We start from the raw sequence: 18,976 nt of genomic DNA on the forward strand, positions 1-18,976 counted from the left end.
TGAGGCGGCCCCGGCGCTGACCCAGCGGCGGCAGCCCGACTGGGCTGAAGCAGAGCGATCTGTCAGCCGAGCTGCCGGATGACCCGGGCCGGAACTCCGGCTGCGAGTGCACCGGCGGGGACATCCTCAGTGACGACGGCACCGGCGCCGATCACGGCATCATTGCCGATCGTCACGCCCGGGCAGATGGTCACTCCGCCGCCGAGCCACACGTTGTCGCCGATCGAGATCGGCTCAGCTGATTCGCGCCCGGTCCGCCGCGCGCCGGGTTCCAGCGGATGGATCGGGGTGAGAAGCTGGACGTTCGGCCCGATCTGGCAGTCGGCACCGATGCTGATCGGCGCGACGTCCAGGGCAGTCAGCTGCGCGCCGATGTACGTGCGCTCGCCGATGCTGATGTTGCTGCCGTAGTCGATGGTGAACGGCGGGCGCACCTCGACGTCAGCACCGACGGTGCCGAACACAGCCTCCAGGCGCGTGCGCACGAGGCGCGCATCGACCTCGGCGCCGGAATAGAACGCCTCCGCGTAGGCGTGCGCCCGCCCGGTCGCGGTCCGGTGACTGCTGGCCAATGCTGGGTTGTCGGCTGCGATGTACCAACCGGTGGCAGCCGGCAGCACCGCCTCAGCTGCCCGAGACGAGGCGACCGCCACCTCGGGTGCGGGCCCGCCAGCGGGGGAGGAGGCAGAATCGGCGGTCTGGTTGCGGGCCCCGGTCACAGAGTGGGCAGCGGCATCGACGTCACCGCTGGTGAGTTCCGCCAACTCGGCCATATCGCCGACGACGACGAGCTTGAACCGGGCACGGGACATACCGACGTACATCATCTCCCTGGCCCGCTGCGGGTCGCGGAAACCGTTGGCGCACAGCACGACGACCTCGCGGTCGAGGCCCTTGAAGCCGAGCACGTGACCGTAGAAGGCGTCCGTGCCGGCGAAGAACGCATCCCAGTAGGCGGCGAAGCCCTCGATTGCGACGACCTCGCGCTGCACCGGATGCCTCGGACCGGTCGTCAGCAGTGCGATCTGGTTCAGCTCCCAGTCCCCCGAGTCGGCAATCCGGGCGAGCACATCGTCGGCGGTCTCGAGCGCCGCGTCTGTGGGCACGTCGACGAACTCGACGCGCTCACCGCCGTGCAGCCGCACGATCTGGGGTTCGGAGGCGAGCCCGGCGATCGACTCGACGATCGTGTCGGCATTGCGCAGATTCTCACCCAGATAGAACGGGTTCATGGTGATCGGTGCCGCGCCGTCCCGGTCGAAGATCCGCTGATGTTCGTCAGTGAAGGCGTAGAGAATGCCGGTCGCCGGTGCGCGCAGGCACGACTCGACAGCCTGCCACCAGATGTCAGAGAAATCCTGGCCCTCGTCGACGATGATCGCATCGAACAGGTCGGCAGGATCACGTTCACCGGCGAGTTTGCGCAGCCGCTGAGGCAGCGCGACCTCCCAGTAGTGCGAGTCGTCATCGGCACCCGGCTGCGCGCCCCACTGCAGCGGCAGGTCATGGAACAGGCCGACATATGCCGGGCGCTCAGGCGGCGCCCACTGGGCGATCGTGAGCTGCATGAACCGGGCCAGGCCACGCGAATAGCACATCACTGCCACACGTAGCCCCTCCCGTGTGAGCTGGCGAGCCTTGAGCAGCGCCAGGTGCGTCTTGCCCGAGCCGGGGCCCCCGCTGAGCTCAGCCCGCGTCTGGTAGCGCAGCACCGACAGGATCCGCTCCTGTTCGGCTGTCAGCGCATTCGAGCGGCTGTCGAGTTCAGCCGCACGCAGCCGGGAGGTCTCAGCCGCCTGATGAGTCTGGCGCAACTGGCGAGACAGCAGCTCCAGCTGCTGGGCAGACAGCGGCGCAGTCTCGCTGTAGTAGGTGCGCAGGGCGGCTTCGATGCGCGCGCCGATGCTGCCGAGATCCTGCCCGTCGATGAGCAGATCGCGCGGGGCATCGGGCACACTCGTCCAGTCCCGCAGGCTGCTGAACGGCAGGCTGGCCATCTGCACCATCCGACCTGCACCGGTGCTCAGCCGGTTGCGCAGCCACCGGCCGAGCGCGTGCTTGGCACGCATCGCCTGCTCCAGCGGCGAGATCTGCAGCTGGGCAGACCCGTGCCGGCCGGCGGTGCACCACCGGCCCTCGCGCATCGACACCTGCCCGCCTTTGACCTCGAGGACGACGATGCCCAGACCTGGCCACAGGATGAGCATGTCGATCTCGACGTCGAGGTCTGCGCTGGTGATCCGCTGCCCGCAGATGACTGTGACCTCCTCCGGCAGCTGCTCGCGCAGGCGGCGCAGCACCACCGCCTCGGCAGTGGAGGCATCATGCGGCTCACCGAGCACACGCGGGCCGGTGTCGTTCGTCTGGGTTGGAGGGTGGAGGCCAGAGGCGGTTTCGGACATGCGCGGTCTCTCTGCTGGGACGATCTGCTCACCGTGAGGCCGGCAGCGCCCACCGGCTGCGGCACTCGCCCTCAGCGTAACCCGTTCGACATCCAGCAGCAGCCCGAGACAGCGCAGCGCCCCTGCTCATCACGAGCAGGGGCGCTGGTGTCCTCACCCGAGGCTCACCTCCGGAGCGGGGAGATCAGAAGTTGTCCGGATCTTTGGCGCGCGGGTTGCCGAACTCGTCGATGCCCTCTTCCTCAGCATCAGCGTCGACGTCCTCGACCTTGGCTGCCGGGACCGGAGTCTCGGAGACCTCGGTGACCGGGGTCTGGCGGGATGCCGGGGTGGTGCCGACCGGGCGGGCGTCGGCGGGGCGGTTGCCCTCCAGCGGCGTCGACCAGGGGTCTTCGACCGGCTGGGCCTTGCGCCACACGAAGTAGGCGACACCGGCCAGGCCGACGAGCACGAGCATCCACAGGAACACCTTGGTGCCGGTGCCCATGCCGGACTTCGTGGTCCGCTTCTCGATGTCCTTGCCGGCCTTCTTCAGGGCCTTCTTGGCCTTCTTCACGGCCTTCTTGTCGCCGGTCAGCTTGGTGGCGATGTCCTCGATGGCCTTCGGAGTCTGGGCCGAAGCCAGGGCTCCGGCAGCACCGGCGGCCAGGGCGCCTGCGCGCTGGGTGGCGTCGGGAGCCCAGTCATCGGCCACGCGCTTCTTGGCGGTGGCCAGGCGCTCGCGGCTGTCTGCGCTGAGCGAATCGAACTGGTCGGCCACCTGGTCAGCGACGGCGCCGAACTGCTTGCGGCCGTCCTTGCCCAGCTTCTCCAGGCGGGGGCGGAGATCCTTCTCGAAATGGTTCACATCTGGTCGCACTTGGTCAGCAGCCTCCTTGAGCTTCTTCGACACTCGACGCAGCTTCGGCGCATTCTTCGCCGCACCGCCGCCGACAAAGGCGTTGGCCTTCTCCAGTGCCGGTCCGGAGGCTTCGATGGCCTGTGCAGATCCTGCGCGCACTGCATCACCGACTGCGACGGCGACATCGCTGACCTCGTGGAGCAGGCGCTGGGACGTGGGCTGGGTCTTCTTCTTGAACATCTCACCCTCCGGAATCGGTGGATTCATTCTGTGACTTCAACGTTACCCCCAGTCTAGAGGCTGAGCTAATCAGTGCGGCGCCCGGGTGGGCGTCTGAACGCTGACAATTCGCCTAGGATTCCCGCCGGTGACGGTGGGCGCTCCGCTCCCGAGGCGGTGGGCGCGTTCGTGCGTTCGTGACAGAATGACGTCTATGAGTATTGCAACGCAGCAGGCAGTCCTGCACACGAACAAGGGTGACATCGTCATCGACCTCTTCGGCAACCACGCCCCGAAGACCGTGGCGAACTTCGTCGAGCTCGCCGAGGGCAAGCGCGAGTTCACCGATCCGCAGTCCGGTCAGCAGGTCACCCGTCCGTTCTACGACGGACTCGGCTTCCACCGCATCATCAAGCAGTTCATGATCCAGGGCGGCTGCCCGCTGGGCACCGGCACCGGCGGCCCCGGCTACGTCTTCGACGACGAGATCCACCCCGAACTGCAGTTCAACAAGCCCTACCTGCTGGCCATGGCCAACGCCGGCAAGCAGATGGGCCGCGGCACCAACGGCTCGCAGTTCTTCATCTCGACCGTGGAGACCCCGTGGCTCAACGGCAAGCACACGATCTTCGGTGAGGTCGCCGACGAGGACTCGAAGAAGGTTGTCGACGCCATTGAGGCCGTGCCGACTGGTCAGGCTGACCGCCCGACCGAGCCGGTCGTCATCGAATCCGTCGAGATCCGCTGATCCCAGTCCTTCTTTCACCGGCCCCTGATCCCCTGTGGACCAGGGGCCGGTCCCGTTCACTGCCGTCCATAGGATGTGGTCATGTCAGTTCCTCCGCATGAGTCGCCGGAGCCCGGCAACCCGCGCCTCGGAGGCAGCGGGCCGGGCTCTCCCCAGCCTGGGTCTGGCCACCCCGGTCCGTTCGCGCCGGGCCCCTCGGCGCCGGGTCCGCCGCAGGGCATGCCGGGCAGGAACGCCCGCAGGCTGCCGTCGACTCCGGTGACGTATGCGCTCATCGGGGCGTGCGTGGTCGTGTGGCTGCTGCAGCTGCTGACCGGTGACTGGATCCCGCGGATGTTCGGCTTCGCCGCCTACTGGGCAGCGCCCGAGCCCTACACCGCGCTCACCACGGCCTTCATCCACGGCGGCAGCATGCACATCATGTTCAACATGATCGGGCTGTACTTCTTCGGCACGTTCCTCGAGCGCTACGTCGGCTCAGGCTGGTTCGCGCTGCTGTACCTCTTCAGCGCACTCGGCGGCTCACTGGCCGTCTTCTTCCTCGCGCTCGCCGACGGCAGCCCGCAGGCCCTGGTCACGGTGCACATCGGCGCCTCGGGAGCGTTGTTCGGCTTAGTCGGATTCGTCGCCACCCCCACCCGGCGCCTCGACCGGAACCTCACCGGTGTGCTCGGGTTCGTCGCGATCAACGCCGTGCTCATCTGGCTGGTGCCCAACATCTCCTGGCAGGCCCACCTCGGCGGATTCCTCACCGGCTTCGTCTTCGGCTGCGTGTACTTCTTCACTCCGCAGCGGCTGCGCGCCCTCGGCCTGCTGATTCTGACAGTGGTGGTGGCCGCAGTCGGGTTCGCGGCACTCGTCTTGGTGCCGGTGACTGTTTAGGGTCAGGTGTCCTCGGAGACCATCGGGTCGCCGGGCCCGAACAGCTTGATCGCCAGGTGCAGGATGTAGTGGGTCACCGGCCCGATCACCACGGCGAAGACGATCGTGGCGATGAACAGGGTGCCGCCGAGCAGCCAGCCGATGAGCATGACGGCGATCTCGATGGAGGCGCGCACGACCGTGACCGAGCCGCCGGTCTTGAGGACGAGGCCGGTCATGAGCCCGTCGCGCGGGCCCGGTCCGAAGTTCGGAATGATGTAGAGCACCGTGGCCACGGCATTGATGAGGATGGCGAGGGCGACGAAGACGATGCGCAGCCACAGCTGCTCCGGTGCCGGGACGATGAACAGAGTCAGGTCGATGAACAGGCCCACCAGCAGTGCATTCGACAGGGTGCCCAGACCCGGGCGCTGCTTGAGCGGGATCCACAGCAGCAGCAGGAGGAACGACAGGATCACGACGATGAGGCCGATCGAGATGCCGGTCAGCTTCGACAGGCCCTCGTGGAGCACATCCCAGGGCATATTGCCCAGCGTCGACCGCAGCATGAGCCCGGCGGAGAACCCGTAGAGGAACAACCCGACGTACAGTGCCGCCAGGCGGATGGGCAATGGGTGGTGAGCTAGAAGACGGAAGTATCCGGCCGGTTTCGCCATTCCCTCAGCGCCATCGTGTCGACATCAGAAGCCCGGCGACGAGGATCGAGAAGCCTGCGACGAGGTTCCAGTTGCCCCAGGCCTCAACGGGCCAGGCGCCCTGGGAAAGGTAGAAGACGACGAGCCAGGCGAGACCGAACAGCAGGATGCCGACCATGACGGGCACGAACCAGCGCGGGTTCGGCTTGGCCACCGTCGAGGTGGTGCCGTCGTAGGTCGAGGTGGTGCGGCCGGTCGACCGCGAGGTGGACCGGGAGGTCGACCGGCTGGTACGCGCCTTGCTGCGCTTGGCGGGGTTGCCGGAGCGGGCGGCCTTACCGGACTTCTCGTCCTTGGCGTCGTCGTCGGCGTCAGCCTTCTTCGAGGTCTTCTTGCCGGCAGCGGTCGCGCCGGCCGGCTTAGAACCGGTGGACTTCTTCTTCGCTGCGGTGCTCTTCGCCGGTGCCGTGTCCTTCTTGGGCGGCGTGTCCTTCTCGTCTGCAGTGTCTGCAGTGTCGACGTCGGTGGCCTCAGCGGTGTCGTCGATGTCGAGAGTCTCGTCGTTCAGAGTCTCTTCGGTCGTCTCGGCGGCCTTGGGGCTCTCCGTGTGGCGCGAGGTGCGGTGCGCTTTGCGGTTACGGCTCGACTTGGACACGTTTCTCCTCCGGTGGACAGACCAGGCCCGGCGAGGGGCCTGCGGATGCTGTCCCTGGGTGCATGTGGGGGTTGGACAACAACCAAAGTCTACTCGAGGAGCACTGCTGTGCACATTGCCCGAAAGCCAGCAGTTGTGCGGGGGTGCTCGATCAGAGGATGCGGCCGTCGTCGGTGATGACCGACCCGAGCCGGGCCGCACTGTTCCGGGCCGCGCTGCGCCGCCGGCGCGCCTCCGGGTGGAATGTCACCGGGGTGGCGTCGAGCACCCGGTTGACCATGACGGTGAGGAACCGGCCAGGGGAGAGCCAGTCGGCGACGACATCGTCGCGGACGCGGGCCTCAGGCAGGCGGTCGATGATCGCATCGAGGTCCCCGCCGGGTGCCAGCTGTGCGGCGTCGTCGAACAGGGTGCCGCTGGCTCTCGGGTCGGTGTAGTCGAAGATGATGATGCTGGTGGCGTGGTAGGCATCGTCCTCCTGCCCGAGCTTGCCGACGAGGTCGAAGAGCCAGTCGGCAGTCGCCGGAGCCGTCTCCAGGATGTCCGAGCGCAGTCCGAGCACGAAGCCGAGGGCGGCCAAGGGGTGGCGCAGCCGCAGGTTCTTCGCATCTCCGTAGGACTCCTCGACGCGGTTGGCGGCGTTCTTGCCATAGGAGGAGTCCATCCGCTTCGTCGAGATGAGCAGCTCGGGCCCGGTCGCCCAGTCGGTCATCATGACATCGACCTGTTTGAGGTAGTGCTTGCCGAGGATGTTCGCACTCGCCGCCGTCGCACCGGGAATCGCGGTGCGCTGGGCCAGCCGGGCGGTGAGGGCGTCGCGTTCGGCTGCCGGCAGGCCGGCGAGCAGCTTGGCGATCGGGGTCGGCAGGATCCGCGGATGGGTCGCCCGCGGCCACACGGCATCGGGGTCGAAGCCGGCGCGGCGCAGCTCATAGGACAGCCACACATCCAATGCCAGGGCAGGCACACCGGTCTGGCTGCCGGCCCGCAGCAGCAGCGGCACGCCGAGCAGCCGCTCCAAGGTCGGGACGTCGGGGGAGAACCGCAGCCTGCCGTCATCGGTCGTCGTCCACGGATCGGCGTGCTCACCGTCAGGTGCGGCCTGGGCGATGATGTGGTCGAAGAGCAGCCAGGCGCGTTCCTTCGCACTCGTCTCAGCGGCCACTGGCACCCCTGACGGTCCGTCGGCGCACCATCTCATCTCTGGCCTGTCGCACGTCGTCGAGCTCTCGTGCGCTCAGGTGCTCGGGCTCAGACAGCAGCACGGCATCAACGAGTGCGGATGCCTCGGCCAGCCGGCCGGTGCGCAGCAGCCGGGCGACGCGCGGGCGGATGGCGGCCAGCGCCTCGGCGGCGGAGGCGATGAGCGCAGGGGAGGGGACTGCCCAGCGGTCGGCTTCCTTGGGTTCGAGTTTGAGGATGCCCCCGCCGTAGCTGCGGCCGACGATCTCAGCGTGCAGCATCGTCACGGCGTTGAGGCTGGCCAGCGGCAGCAGCTCACTGCCGAGCTCACGGTGCTCCTCGCGCAGATACACCCCGTGCACGGAGTTGAGGTGCCGGGCGCGGGCGCTGTTCGTCGTCAGGCGGGGAGTGTCGGCGTTCATGCACGTCAGCAGCAGATCGGCAGGCTCCAGCAGCGGCACCCGGTACCAGGTGCGGCGCACCCGGCACTTGTAGGCCTCGTGCACACCGGTGCGCTCACCGGCCTCGATGTAGGCCGCCGCCGCAGCAGAGAGCGGTTCGCGCGGATAGAACAGCTGCGTTGCCTGATCCTCGCCTGCCAGCCGGCGCAGCTGTGCAGGGGTGAGGGAGAGCCCGCGCAGATGCGAGCTGCCGGGCGGAGAGACGCGCATGAGATCACGGGAGGTCAGCCCGAGTTCGGCGGCACGGGAGGTCGAGAGCGTGAAGTACTTGTTGTTGCCGGTCACCGTGCCCAGCGTCGTATCCCCCCAGGTCTCCAGATCGCAGAACCGCCCGGCCTCCATCTGCGTCTGCAGGGCGGTAGTCGCTGCGGGGCTGACGAGGCTGTCGATCCACTTGGCCGCCGGGTCGACCGGCGTCCACTGCTGACCGGGCGCCAGGGCAGTGAGCTCTGAAGCCGCACGGGCCTGCCGGATCGTCGCATGGGCGCTCGGGCCCTCCTGGTAGCCGTCGGCCAGCAGCAGGACGACCTCGGTCTCAGCACCTGGGAAGACCTGCTCTTCGAAGAGGACGAGTTCGACGCTGCGGAAGCTCTCGAACAGGAAGGTGCGCACCGGGGCGGCATAGTTGACGGTCAGCAGCTCGGCCGGCAGCACGAGGCCCAGCCGGCCGCCGGACCGCAGGAACAGAGCGGAGTGGATGGTGAAGGCCGCCCAGCTGGAGGCCAGCCCGGACAGGGCGACCCCGCCGCGCAGCGCGGCCTCCCGGGCGCGAGCCCGGCTCTCACCGGTGAACCCCTGATAGCGGATGAACGGCGGATTGCCGATGACGGTGTCATAGTCACCGGTCGGCGGCAGGCGGAAGAAGTCGCTGACCTCGATATCGGCCCGGCCCCCGGCAGCGGTGACGCGGGCACGGCCGATCTCCGCGCTCTCGGGATGGATCTCCACCCCGTGAACGGTCGGGGTGCTGGCGCGGGCCGGATCGAGGGCCGTCAGCCGCCGGTGGGCTGAGAGCAGGAACGCGGCATCTCCGGCAGAGGGCTCGAGCACCCGGTCATCCGGGGAGCGGACCGCCCAGGCGGCGATGAACTCGGTGATGTCGGCAGGCGTGAAGAACGCACCGCGGGCCTTGCGCAGGGCGGAAGTGTCAGCCGGCGAGGCTGCGGGCATGGACGTCACCTCTCCATTATCGATCATCGCGCTTCGAAATCCCGACCCCGCGGCGTGTGCTGCCTGCCGGTGGGATCGCCTCCCAGTCAACACCTCGGCACTGACATCGACACCCGGGCGCTGTCGCACGCCGTCACGGCGCGGTCGTCACTTGGCCGCCTGTCGACGCGCTGGGTACATTGGAAAGCACACACGACACTGCGCCGGCAGGCGGTGCAGAGGGCGGAGCACAGCAGAAGTGAAGAGACTCTTCGGACACCCGATGGTATTCATCGTGCTGCTCATCTGCGGGCTGCTCATGGCCACCTCGGCGAAGACCTCCGACGGCACCCGGCTGCGCACCGAGGCCTCAACACTGCCCGACATCGTCAAGGAGCGCTCCGACCAGGGCCGCAAGCTCGAAGAGAGCGTGGCCGAGCAGCGCCGCACCGTCGAGGAGCTGCAGCGCCGCTCCGGCTCCGACGAAGCCGATGAAGCGCAGAAGTTCGCCGATGCGCTCGCCGCCGAGGCCCGGGCAGCCGAACTCACAGGCGAGGGTGTCACCGTCACCCTCGATGACGCGCCGCGGGAGTCGATGAACCTGCCCGGCGTATCCGTCAACGACCTCGTCATCCACCAGCAGGACCTCGAAGGCGTCATGAACGCGCTGTGGGCCGGCGGGGCGAAGGGCATGTCCGTCCAGGGCCAGCGCATCGTTGCGACCTCCTCGGTCCAGTGCGTCGGCAACACCCTGCGGGTCAGCTCGCAGGTGTACTCCCCGCCGTATGTCATCGAAGCCGTCGGCGACCCGGACGCACTGCGTCAGGCACTCAGCGACTCTCCAGCTGTGCAGGTCTATCAGCAGTACGCCGAGCGCTTAGGATTAGGGTGGAAAGTCGAGACCGGAACGCTGACCCTCGATGCGTATGAGGGCGCGTTCGACCTCTCCCAAGCAAAGGTGAAGCAGTAGTGGATCAACCGATGTCGCGCCGTGAGCGCATCGCGCAGGAGCGCGCTGCCGCAGCTCGGCAGACCGGCAATGGCGCCGGTGACAGCGGAACCGCAGCCGCCTCCGGCACTGCAGGGGCACCGACGAGTGGGGCAGCCCCCACCGGCCCGCGGCCTGTCATCAAATCCGCCTCTCGCCACTCCGAGCACAGCTACGGCACCCCGAGCGTCGCCTCGGCGCAGGCCTACGGGGCCACTGCCCCGCAGACCGAGCCGATGCCGAGGGCCAACCAGCACGGCGACTTCGACACCGTCGTCTTCGGCGATGAGCCGTCGCACAACCGCACAGCCCGCAAACCCAAGCCCGAACGCGAGCCGCTCGGCCCGGTGCGCGGCACCATCCGCGCATTCGGCGAGCTGTGCATCACCGCCGGTCTCATCCTCATCCTGTTCGTCGTCTGGCAGCTGTGGTGGACCGACATCGCGGCCAACGAGGACAACCGCAACCTCGCAAACGAGCTGACCACGCAGTGGCAGGACAACCCGCGCAACGAGCTGCCTGACGATCCCGACACGCCCTACGTCGGCGATCCGGCCGATCTCAACTCTGCCTTCGGCATCATGTACATCCCCCGCTTCGGCGAGGACTACTACCGCACGATCGCCGAGGGCGTCTCACTCGAGCCGGTGCTCAACCGGATGGGCCTGGGCCGCTACCCGAACGCCGCGATGCCCGGAGAAGTCGGCAACTTCGCGATGGCCGGCCACCGCGTGACCTACGGCAAGCCGCTCAACCTCATCGCCGAGATCCGGCCCGGTGACGAGGCGATCGTGCAGACGGCCGACGGCTACTACACCTACACCTTCGTCAACTTCGACATCGTGCTGCCGGACCAGACCGAGGTGCTCGCCCCCGTACCGGACATGCCGGACTACAAGGGCAAGGACCGGATCATGACGCTCACGGCCTGCAACCCGATGTTCTCGGCCCGGGAGCGCTACATCGGCTACTTCGAGCTCACCGACTGGCGGCACGCGAGCGAGGGCCCGCCGGACTCCATCAAGGACTCCTCGGCATACAAGAAGGCAGGTGCGACTGACTGATGTACGAACTCATCTGGCGGATCCTGCCCGGCAACTGGTTCTCCAAGCTCATTCTGTCCCTCGGCCTCATCGCCGGGGCGTGCTACCTGCTCATGCAGTTCGTGTTCCCCATCGTCGCCCCGTACATGCCGTTCAACGAGGCGACGATCGAGGAGGAGGGCGACCACGCCCCGGCCCGGCCCGGTGAGGGCGGCGAACCCGGCGTCGAAGAGCCCGGACAGGGCGGCTGATGGCGCGCATCCTCGTCATCGACAACTACGACAGCTTCGTCTACACCCTGGTGAGCTACGTCCGCGAGCTCGGTGCCGAGACGACGGTGATCCGCAACGACGATCTCACCGCGCCCGAGGTGGCGGGCACCCTGGCAGAGTACGACGGGGTGCTCATCTCCCCGGGTCCCGGAGCCCCAGCCGATGCCGGTGTGTGCCCGCAGGTCATCGCCCACTGCGCGGACATCGGTCTGCCGGTCCTCGGCGTGTGCCTGGGCCATCAGGCGATGGGCGAGGTGTTCGGGGCGACGGTGTCGCACTCGCCGGTGCTCATGCACGGCAAGACCTCGCAGATCACCCACACCGGCACCGGCCTGTTCGCCGGCTGCCCGAGCCCGCTGACCGTCACCCGCTATCACTCCTTGGCGATCGTCGACGAGACCCTGCCCGCGGACGTCTTCGCCGTCACCGCGCAGACCGCCGACGGAGTCATCATGGGCATCGAGCACCGAAGCGCGCCGGTGTTCGGCGTGCAGTTCCATCCCGAGTCGGTGCTGACCGAATGCGGGTACCAGATGATCGGCAACTTCCTCGCCGCTTGCGGGATGCCTGAAGCAGCTGAGGCCGCCCGCTATCGCGCCCCGCTGCTGTCGGCCCGCAGCTGAGGCGCCGCAGCTGAGCCCGGTCCCACCACGCACTGGGCTGGGACCACCACGCATTGGGGTGAGTCCGGAATGCGCTGAGCCGTGAATGCACTGACCGGCCGAGGGATTCCCGGCCGGTCAGTCGTCTCGCACAGCTCAGCTGGTGAAGCCGAAGCGTCCGCGCATGCGGTTCAGGGCGTCGTCTGCGACTTCGTCGAGCCGGTTGCCCGGGTCGAAGGTGTTGTCCGGCCACGGCCATTCGATGCCACCGCCGTCGCCATCGTCATCGTCCTCGGTCGGTGTCGGCGACGGAGTCGGGGTCTCGGTCGGCTCCGGCGGGGCCTTGGCGATCGTGATGGTGATGGTGGCGTGCTGCTCGACCTCCTCACCGGCATCAGTGCTCTGCTTGAAGACCTTGCCCTCTTCGTGATCGGCGGTCTCCTCTTCCCTGACGTCGCACTCCAGCTGGTAGTCGTCGCTCTTGAGCGCGTCGCAGGCCTCCTGCTCGGTCTTGCCGAGCACATCGGGCACATCGATCCGTCCGGTCGAGAGCACCAAGTCGACGTTGGAGTCCTTGTCGACCTCGGTGCCGGCCTTCGGGCGCGTCTCGATGACCGTGCCGGCTTCGACGTCGGGTGAGTTCTCGTCGATGTTGTTGCCGGCCTTGAGGTCGGCATCGTTGATGCGCTGGCGGGCCAGCGACTCGGTCTCCCCGGACACATCGGGCACGGAGACCACGTCGGGGCCGGTGGAGACGTAGACCTTGATGGTGTCGCCGTGTTTGACCTGGGAGCCGGCCGGAGGATCGGTCTTGACGACATTGCCCTCCTTGATCTCATCATCGGCGATCGGCTCACGATCAGGTGTGAGGTTCTGGTTGATGAGGTAGCTGTCGGCATTATCGGCTGAGCGGTCGCGCAGATCCGCCAGCTCGAAGGTCACCGGCTCCCGTTCCTTCGTGGCGTTGTAGACCCACAGACCGAGCCCGGCGAGCACGACGGCGACAAGCGCAGCACCGATCCACATCCAGGTCTTGCGCTTGCGCTCCTTCTCCTCATCGACACCGTCCTCATCCTCCGGCACGGTGGCGACGGCATTCGTCATCGGCGCGGTGTTCATCGCCTGGGTCGGCACACCGGTGGCGTAGGCCGGCTGCGGAGTGCCGATGCCGGCTGCGGCCGCCCCTAGCCCGGCACCGGCCAGAGCCGCCGGTGGTCTGAACATCTGGGTGGCGTCATCGGCATCGCCGTCGAGCGAAGTCGGTCGGCCGTCGCGCACGGCAAGCACGTCCTCGCGGAAGGTGAAGGCATCCTGGTAGCGGATGTCGCGGTCCTTCTCCAGGGCGTGCATGAGCAGCCGGTCGAGAGCAGGCGGCACCTCGGGATTGAACTCCGAGGGAGCCTTCGGTCGTTCGCCGACGTGCTGGTAGGCGACCGCGAGCTGCGAATCGCCCTGGAACGGCGGCCGGCCGGCGACGAGTTCGTACAGCAGGCAGGCGGTGGAGTACAGGTCGGAGCGGGCGTCGACGATCTCGCCGCGCGCCTGCTCGGGTGAGAGGTACTGGGCGGTGCCGACGACCGACTGGGTCTGGGTCAGGCTGCCGGTGTCCTCCAGGGCGCGGGCGATGCCGAAGTCCATCACCTTGATGTCGCCCTCAGGGGTGAGCATGACGTTGGCGGGTTTGATGTCGCGGTGGACGATGCCGTTGCGGTGGCTGTACTCCAGCGGGCCGAGCACACCTGCGGTGACGTCGAGGGCCTCGCGGATCGTCAGGCTGCCATGGGTGGAGATGACCTCGCGCAGCGTGTGCCCCTCGACGTACTCCATGACGATGAAGGGCACCTGCACGGTCGAGCCGCCGGATTCGGAGAAGACCTCCTCACCGGAGTCGTAGACGGCGACGATGCCGGGGTGGTTGAGACCCGCGGCCGCCTGCGCTTCACGCTTGAGGCGGGCGTGGAACGACGGGTCACGGGCGAGGTCAGAGCGCAGCAGCTTGATGGCAACACGACGGCCCAGGCGGGTGTCGAGGCCCTCATGGACCTCGGCCATGCCGCCACGTCCCAGCAGCCGATGCACTTCGTATCGGCCGGAGAGTATCCGCGGTTCGCTCATGCTGTTCCTTCTCGTCTGTCAGTTTCCGCCGCGGCCGGAGTTCTGGCCCGGTCCGCTGCCGTTGTTGCTGCCACCGCCGTTGCCGTTGCCACCGCCGTTGCCGTTGCCGTTGTTGCCACCGCCGTTGCCGTTGCCACCGCCATCATCGCCGCCGTCGCCACCATCATCACCGCCGTCGTCCGGTGGCTGGGTGGGCTCAGGTTCGGGTTCCTGCGTCGGCTGCGGGTTGCGCGTGGGCTCACCTTCCCGCGTCGGCTCCGGGGCGCGGGTCGGCTCCTGGCGCTGCGGTCCTTCCGACACTTCGATCGTGACGGTGTCACCAGGGGCAAAAGTGTAGCCGTTGCTGCCCTCGCGGACATCGACGACCGTGCCGGCAGGCTCGTTCGAGGCCACCATCGTCGACCTGACCTTCAGGCCCAACTGTTCGAGGTTCGAGGTCGCCGAGGATTCTGAGAGGCCGATGTAGTCGCTGGGCTTGATGGTGATCTCCTCCTGCGTCGGCGTTGCCGTCGTTGTCGGAGCAGGAGCCGGTTCATCGTCCTTGGGGCCGAAGAACAGCCAGCCGATCCAGGCAAGACCGGCCAGCAGCAGGATCACCAGGATCGTGACGATGACCGCCGAGGCCTTCGACTTCTTCCCGTCCTCCTCGGCCTCCGGGTCCTCGGCCAGCTGGCCATCGGACCCGTACGGGGCGACGGCTGAGGCACCGGTGTGGCTGCCCGGCTGATAGGCGCGGGTCTGCTGGGTGGCCGGCATGACGCGAGTCGAGGAGTCCTCAGGCTGGCTGAACACGCGGGTGACCGCCTCGGAGGCGGCTGCCGCGGCCGCCCCAGCGGCGAGCATCTGCGGGACCGCCGCCTCGGCTGCGGGCACATCGCCGTTCATGAGAGCACGCGCTGCAGTCGCGAGAGCGGCACCGGAGGCCGGGCGCTTCTCCGGCTGCTTCGACAGCAGCGAGTCGACCAGCCGGCGGACCGGTTCGGAGACCGTCTCCGGCAGCGGCGGGTGCTGGCGGTTGACCTGCGCGATGGCGATCTCGACCTGCGAATCCCCGGTGAACGGGCGATTGCCGGCCAGCGCCTCGTAGGCGATGATGCCGAGCGAATACAGGTCCGACTTCGGTGTCGAACCCTTGCCCGTCGCCTGCTCGGGAGCCAGATACTGGGCGGTGCCCATCACCTGGCCGGTCTTCGTCAAAGGCGCCTGGTCAGCGACCCGGGCGATGCCGAAGTCGGTGATCTTGACCCGGAAATCCGGGGTGATGAGCAGGTTGCCGGGCTTGACGTCGCGGTGGACGACCCCGGACATGTGCGCAGCATGCAGCGCCTGCGCGGCCTGAGCGACGATCGAGAGCGTATCGGCCTCGCTCATCGGGCCGCGGTCGAGCAGAGCGGCCAGCGACTCACCGGGCACGAACTCCATGACGAGGTACGGTGAGCCGTTCTCCTCGCCGTAGTCGTACACGCCGGCGATGCCGGGATCGGACACAGCACCCATCGAACGCGCCTCGGCACGGAAGCGGGCGAGGAATCCCTGATCGGACAGGTACTCGTCCTTCATGATCTTCGCTGCGACCTCGCGTTCGAGGACGGTGTCGCGTCCGCGCCACACCTCGCCCATGCCGCCGACGGCGATCCGGCTGGTGAGTTCGTAACGGCCGCCGAGCAGCGTGCCTGGTTCTGGCCTCATGAATCCATCACCGCTTCCATGACTGATTTTGCGATCGGGCCGGCGACGCGTCCACCGGAGGCCTCATTGCCGGCATTGCCGCCGCTTTCGACGACGACTGCCACGGCGACCTGCGGGTCGTCTGCCGGGGCGAAGGAGGTGAACCATGCATGCGGTGCCCTGCCCTTCGCGTGCTGTGCCGTGCCGGTCTTCGCTGCGACATCGACACCGGGGATCTTCGCGGCTGTGCCGGTTCCCCCGTCGACGACGTTGACCATCATGTCCGTCAGCTGACCGGCGGTGTCGCTGCTGATCGGGTTGGAGAAGGTCCGCGGCCGCGGCTCCTCGATGAGATCGAGGGTGCGGGCATTGCGGATCTGGGAGATGAGCTGGGGCTGCATGAGCTCTCCGTCGTTGGCGATCGCCGAGGCGACCATCGCCATCTGGATGGGGGTGGCGCGCACCTCGAACTGGCCGAGCGACGACTGGGCGAGCTGCGGTTCGTTCACGTCGGCCGGGAACGAGGAGGCGGTGACCGCCAGCGGCATGTCGAAGCTCTCCCCGAACCCGAACTTCTTCGCCTGCTCATTCATCGCCTCAGCACCTAGGTCCATGCCCAGCTGCGCGAACGTCGTGTTGCACGACTTCGTCAGCGCATGGTCGAGGCTGGCGGTGCTGCCGTTGCCGCAGGAGGCGCCGCCGGCGTTGCGGATCGTCGCCGAGGTCTGCGGCAGGTCGAGAACGGTCGGCGAGGGCAGCTCGGAGTCCTGGGTGTACTGCCCGGATTCGAGCGCGGCAGCAGCGGTGACGAGCTTGAACGTCGAGCCCGGCGGGTAGAGGTTGCCGCCGATCGCCCGGTTGTAGGCCGGGTTGGCGTCGTTGTCGATGAGCGAATTGTACGCATCGAGGGCGGCATCCCGGTTGTGCGTGGCCAGCGCGTTGGGGTCCCAGCCCGGCGTCGAGACCATTGCGAGGACCTTGCCGGTCTTCGGGTCAAGTGCCACGGCGGCGCCGCGCTGGCCGCTCAGACCGTCCCAGGCGGCCTTCTGGGCCTTCGGGTTGATCGTGAGTTCAACGGCGGCGCCGGCCGGCTGCTGGCCGGTGAGCAGGTTGGAGACCTTGTCGTAGAACAGCGCGTCGTCGGTGCCTGAGAGCAGCCCGTTCTCGGTGCGCTCGAGCCCGGAGGTGCCCGAGGTGATGGAGAAGTAGCCGGTGAGGCTGGCGTACATCTCCGCCGACATCCCCTCAGCGCCGTACTTGCGCTGGAACTTGTACGGGTCGTCGACGGGTTCTGAGTAGGCGATCGGGGTGCCGTCGACGAGGATAGGCCCGCGGTCACGAGAGAGCTCGTCGAGCAGCGTCCGGTTATTCAGCGGATTGTCCTTCAGCGACTGCGCGGCGAAGTACTGCACGTAGCTCGTCGAGCCGAACAGCAGCGCGAACATCACGAAACCGACGACGGCCAGGTGCTTGAGCGGATTCTTCACTGGCTCTCACCTCCGCGCTGGAAGTTCGTCGTCGGGGCGTCATCGGCGTCGATCCCCGCTCCCGAGGCGGGGGTGCGGTTCTGCTCGCCGGTCACGTACACCTCGGGAGGGGCCACCGGTGCGTCACCGGGACGGCGGACCTTGCGCTTGGAGCGCAGCCGGCCGAGCGTGGAGGCCAGCGCGGATTCGTGGGCCTCGTCCTCGTCGACGGGCTTCTGGATGGTGAGCACGCCGGTTTGGAACTCCTCGGCCGGGCGGCGGGCGTTGTCGCTCATGCGCAGCATCAGGCCGATGATGATCCAGTTCGCGATGAGCGAGGAGCCGCCGTAGGCCAGGAACGGCGTGGTCAGGCCGGTGAGCGGGATGAGCCGGGTGACGCCGCCGATGACGATGAAGCACTGCAGAGCGATGGTGAAGGACAGGCCGGTGGCCAGCAGGGTGCCGAAGCCGTCGCGCAGCTGCTGGGCGATCTTCATGCCGCGTTCGAAGAGGACCACGTAGAGCAGCAGGATCGCGAACATGCCCACCAGCCCGAGCTCCTCGCCGAGGGAGGCGTAGATGAAGTCGGATTCGGCATAGGGCACGATGTGGGGCCGGCCGTTGCCCAGGCCCGCGCCGGTCAGTCCGCCTTTGGCCATGCCGAACAGGCCCTGCACCAGCTGGTAGGACCCGCCGATCTCACGGTTGTACATGTCCGGGTTGAGCGCATCGAGCCAGCCGTCGAGGCGCTGCTGGACGTGGCTGAAGATGCGCGAGGCGATGAGCGCACCGGCGGTGAACATGCCCAGGCCGAGGAAGATCCAGGCCTTCTTGCCGGTGCCGACGTAGAGGACGGCGACGAAGAGGCCGAAGAACAGCAGCGAGGTGCCGAGGTCGCGCTGCAGGACGAGGATGCCGACGCTGGCGATCCAGGCGATGATGATCGGCCCGAGGTCGCGTGGGCGCGGGAACTGCATGCCGAGGAATTTGGGTCCGGCGAGCACGAGCTGGTCGCGGTAGCTGACGAGGTAGCCGGCGAAGAAGATCGCCAGGCAGATCTTGGCGATCTCACCGGGCTGGAAGGACATGCCGCCGATGCCGATCCAGATGCGGGCGCCGTTGATCGTCTTGCCGAGGCCGGGCACGAGCGGCAGCATGAGCAGCACGAGAGCGGCTAAGCCGGTGAGGTAGGTGTAGCGGCGCAGCATCCGGTGATCGCGCAGGAACGCGATGACGAGGGCGCACAGGATGATCCCGAGGGTCATCCAGATGAGCTGGGAGACGGCGGCATTCGATTCGCGACCGGCGGCGGTCTTGGCGACGTCGATGCGGTAGATCATCGCCAGGCCGAGGCCGTTGAGCAGCACGGCCAGCGGCACGAGGACGGGGTCGGCGTAGCGGGCCCGCCACCACACGATGAGGTGCAGGGCGAGGGCGAGGGCTGCCAGCCAGCCGGCGTACTGGTAGACGTTGGCGGGCACGGTCTGTTCACTGCCGAGGCCCACGAGTGCGTAGGCGCCGGCGGAGATGACGACGGCCAGCGCGGTCAGCAGCAGCTCGGAGATCCGCAGGGCCTGCGGGCTCCGGTGCCGCTGGGGCGTCGTCGCGGCCGGGGAGAGTGCGGGAGCGTCAGGTGCGTAGCTCATGC

The 18,976-nt window shown here is 67.8% G+C and carries 16 protein-coding genes; 6 read left to right on the forward strand and 10 right to left on the reverse strand.

Annotation, left to right across the window (positions count from 1 at the left end; all coding sequences use genetic code 11):
• Positions 1-62: 62 nt before the first annotated feature.
• Both HLA91_RS14170 and HLA91_RS05325 read right to left on the reverse strand, forming a co-directional pair.
• Positions 63-2,402: a DapH/DapD/GlmU-related protein gene (locus HLA91_RS14170; RefSeq protein ID WP_338076782.1), complete on the reverse strand. Its 2,340-nt coding sequence runs from the start codon at positions 2,400-2,402 to the stop codon at positions 63-65.
• Positions 2,403-2,586: 184 nt separating this feature from the next.
• Positions 2,587-3,510 (reverse strand): hypothetical protein, encoded by a 924-nt coding sequence (locus HLA91_RS05325; RefSeq protein ID WP_146004424.1) that lies wholly within the window; start codon positions 3,508-3,510, stop codon positions 2,587-2,589.
• A 166-nt stretch (positions 3,511-3,676) separates the two neighbouring features.
• Between HLA91_RS05325 and HLA91_RS05330 the strand changes: the two genes are divergently transcribed.
• Positions 3,677-4,210: a peptidylprolyl isomerase gene (locus HLA91_RS05330; RefSeq protein WP_102163232.1), complete on the forward strand. Its 534-nt coding sequence runs from the start codon at positions 3,677-3,679 to the stop codon at positions 4,208-4,210.
• Between the two features lie 81 nt (positions 4,211-4,291).
• Positions 4,292-5,092 carry a rhomboid family intramembrane serine protease gene (locus HLA91_RS05335; protein WP_146004423.1) on the forward strand — a complete coding sequence of 267 codons (801 nt, stop codon included), beginning with the start codon at positions 4,292-4,294 and terminating at the stop codon, positions 5,090-5,092.
• Positions 5,093-5,094: 2 nt separating this feature from the next.
• Here the strand turns inward: HLA91_RS05335 and yczE are convergent, their stop codons facing one another.
• The 4 genes from yczE to HLA91_RS05355 form a co-directional block, all read right to left on the reverse strand.
• Entirely contained in the window at positions 5,095-5,703 is a 609-nt protein-coding gene (gene yczE / locus HLA91_RS05340; RefSeq protein WP_239557105.1) for a membrane protein YczE, read from the reverse strand.
• A 49-nt stretch (positions 5,704-5,752) separates the two neighbouring features.
• Positions 5,753-6,382, reverse strand: coding sequence for a cell division protein CrgA (locus tag HLA91_RS05345; RefSeq protein WP_257995242.1), 630 nt, complete (start codon positions 6,380-6,382; stop codon positions 5,753-5,755).
• Positions 6,383-6,533: 151 nt separating this feature from the next.
• Complete coding sequence (locus tag HLA91_RS05350) at positions 6,534-7,547, reverse strand: hypothetical protein (RefSeq protein WP_102163229.1); 1,014 nt, start codon at positions 7,545-7,547, stop codon at positions 6,534-6,536.
• On the reverse strand, positions 7,537-9,195 hold the full coding sequence (locus tag HLA91_RS05355) for an HsdM family class I SAM-dependent methyltransferase (protein ID WP_204514228.1): 1,659 nt from the start codon (positions 9,193-9,195) through the stop codon (positions 7,537-7,539). The genes HLA91_RS05350 and HLA91_RS05355 overlap by 11 nt, the downstream gene beginning before the upstream one ends.
• A 238-nt stretch (positions 9,196-9,433) precedes the next feature.
• Here HLA91_RS05355 and HLA91_RS05360 point away from each other — a divergent pair, with 238 nt between their 5' ends.
• The 4 genes from HLA91_RS05360 to HLA91_RS05375 are packed head-to-tail and all read left to right on the forward strand — an operon-like array spanning position 9,434 to position 12,100.
• Positions 9,434-10,144, forward strand: a complete 711-nt coding sequence (locus HLA91_RS05360; protein WP_204514229.1) for a DUF881 domain-containing protein — start codon at positions 9,434-9,436, stop codon at positions 10,142-10,144.
• Positions 10,144-11,226, forward strand: a complete 1,083-nt coding sequence (locus HLA91_RS05365) for a class E sortase (RefSeq protein WP_259835571.1) — start codon at positions 10,144-10,146, stop codon at positions 11,224-11,226. Before HLA91_RS05360 ends, HLA91_RS05365 begins: the two co-directional genes overlap by 1 nt.
• Positions 11,226-11,456 carry a hypothetical protein gene (locus HLA91_RS05370; RefSeq protein WP_102163227.1) on the forward strand — a complete coding sequence of 77 codons (231 nt, stop codon included), beginning with the start codon at positions 11,226-11,228 and terminating at the stop codon, positions 11,454-11,456. Before HLA91_RS05365 ends, HLA91_RS05370 begins: the two co-directional genes overlap by 1 nt.
• Positions 11,456-12,100: an anthranilate synthase component II gene (locus HLA91_RS05375; RefSeq protein WP_170273843.1), complete on the forward strand. Its 645-nt coding sequence runs from the start codon at positions 11,456-11,458 to the stop codon at positions 12,098-12,100. The genes HLA91_RS05370 and HLA91_RS05375 overlap by 1 nt, the downstream gene beginning before the upstream one ends.
• Before the next feature lie 135 nt (positions 12,101-12,235).
• Here HLA91_RS05375 and pknB read toward each other — a convergent pair whose 3' ends face one another.
• Genes pknB through HLA91_RS05395 form a run of 4 tightly spaced genes read right to left on the reverse strand, consistent with a single transcriptional unit; the run spans position 12,236 to position 18,974 of the window.
• Complete coding sequence (pknB, locus tag HLA91_RS05380; RefSeq protein WP_170273844.1) at positions 12,236-14,194, reverse strand: Stk1 family PASTA domain-containing Ser/Thr kinase; 1,959 nt, start codon at positions 14,192-14,194, stop codon at positions 12,236-12,238.
• A gap of 18 nt (positions 14,195-14,212) precedes the next feature.
• On the reverse strand, positions 14,213-15,883 hold the full coding sequence (locus HLA91_RS05385; RefSeq protein ID WP_170273845.1) for a protein kinase domain-containing protein: 1,671 nt from the start codon (positions 15,881-15,883) through the stop codon (positions 14,213-14,215).
• Positions 15,880-17,349 carry a penicillin-binding transpeptidase domain-containing protein gene (locus HLA91_RS05390; protein ID WP_170273846.1) on the reverse strand — a complete coding sequence of 490 codons (1,470 nt, stop codon included), beginning with the start codon at positions 17,347-17,349 and terminating at the stop codon, positions 15,880-15,882. The genes HLA91_RS05385 and HLA91_RS05390 overlap by 4 nt, the downstream gene beginning before the upstream one ends.
• A complete protein-coding gene (locus HLA91_RS05395; RefSeq protein ID WP_170273847.1) occupies positions 17,346-18,974 on the reverse strand; it encodes an FtsW/RodA/SpoVE family cell cycle protein in 1,629 nt (542 codons plus the stop codon). The genes HLA91_RS05390 and HLA91_RS05395 overlap by 4 nt, the downstream gene beginning before the upstream one ends.
• Positions 18,975-18,976: the final 2 nt, after the last annotated feature.

It is taken from the genome of Brevibacterium luteolum (assembly GCF_013004595.1).
Classification (GTDB): domain Bacteria; phylum Actinomycetota; class Actinomycetes; order Actinomycetales; family Brevibacteriaceae; genus Brevibacterium; species Brevibacterium luteolum.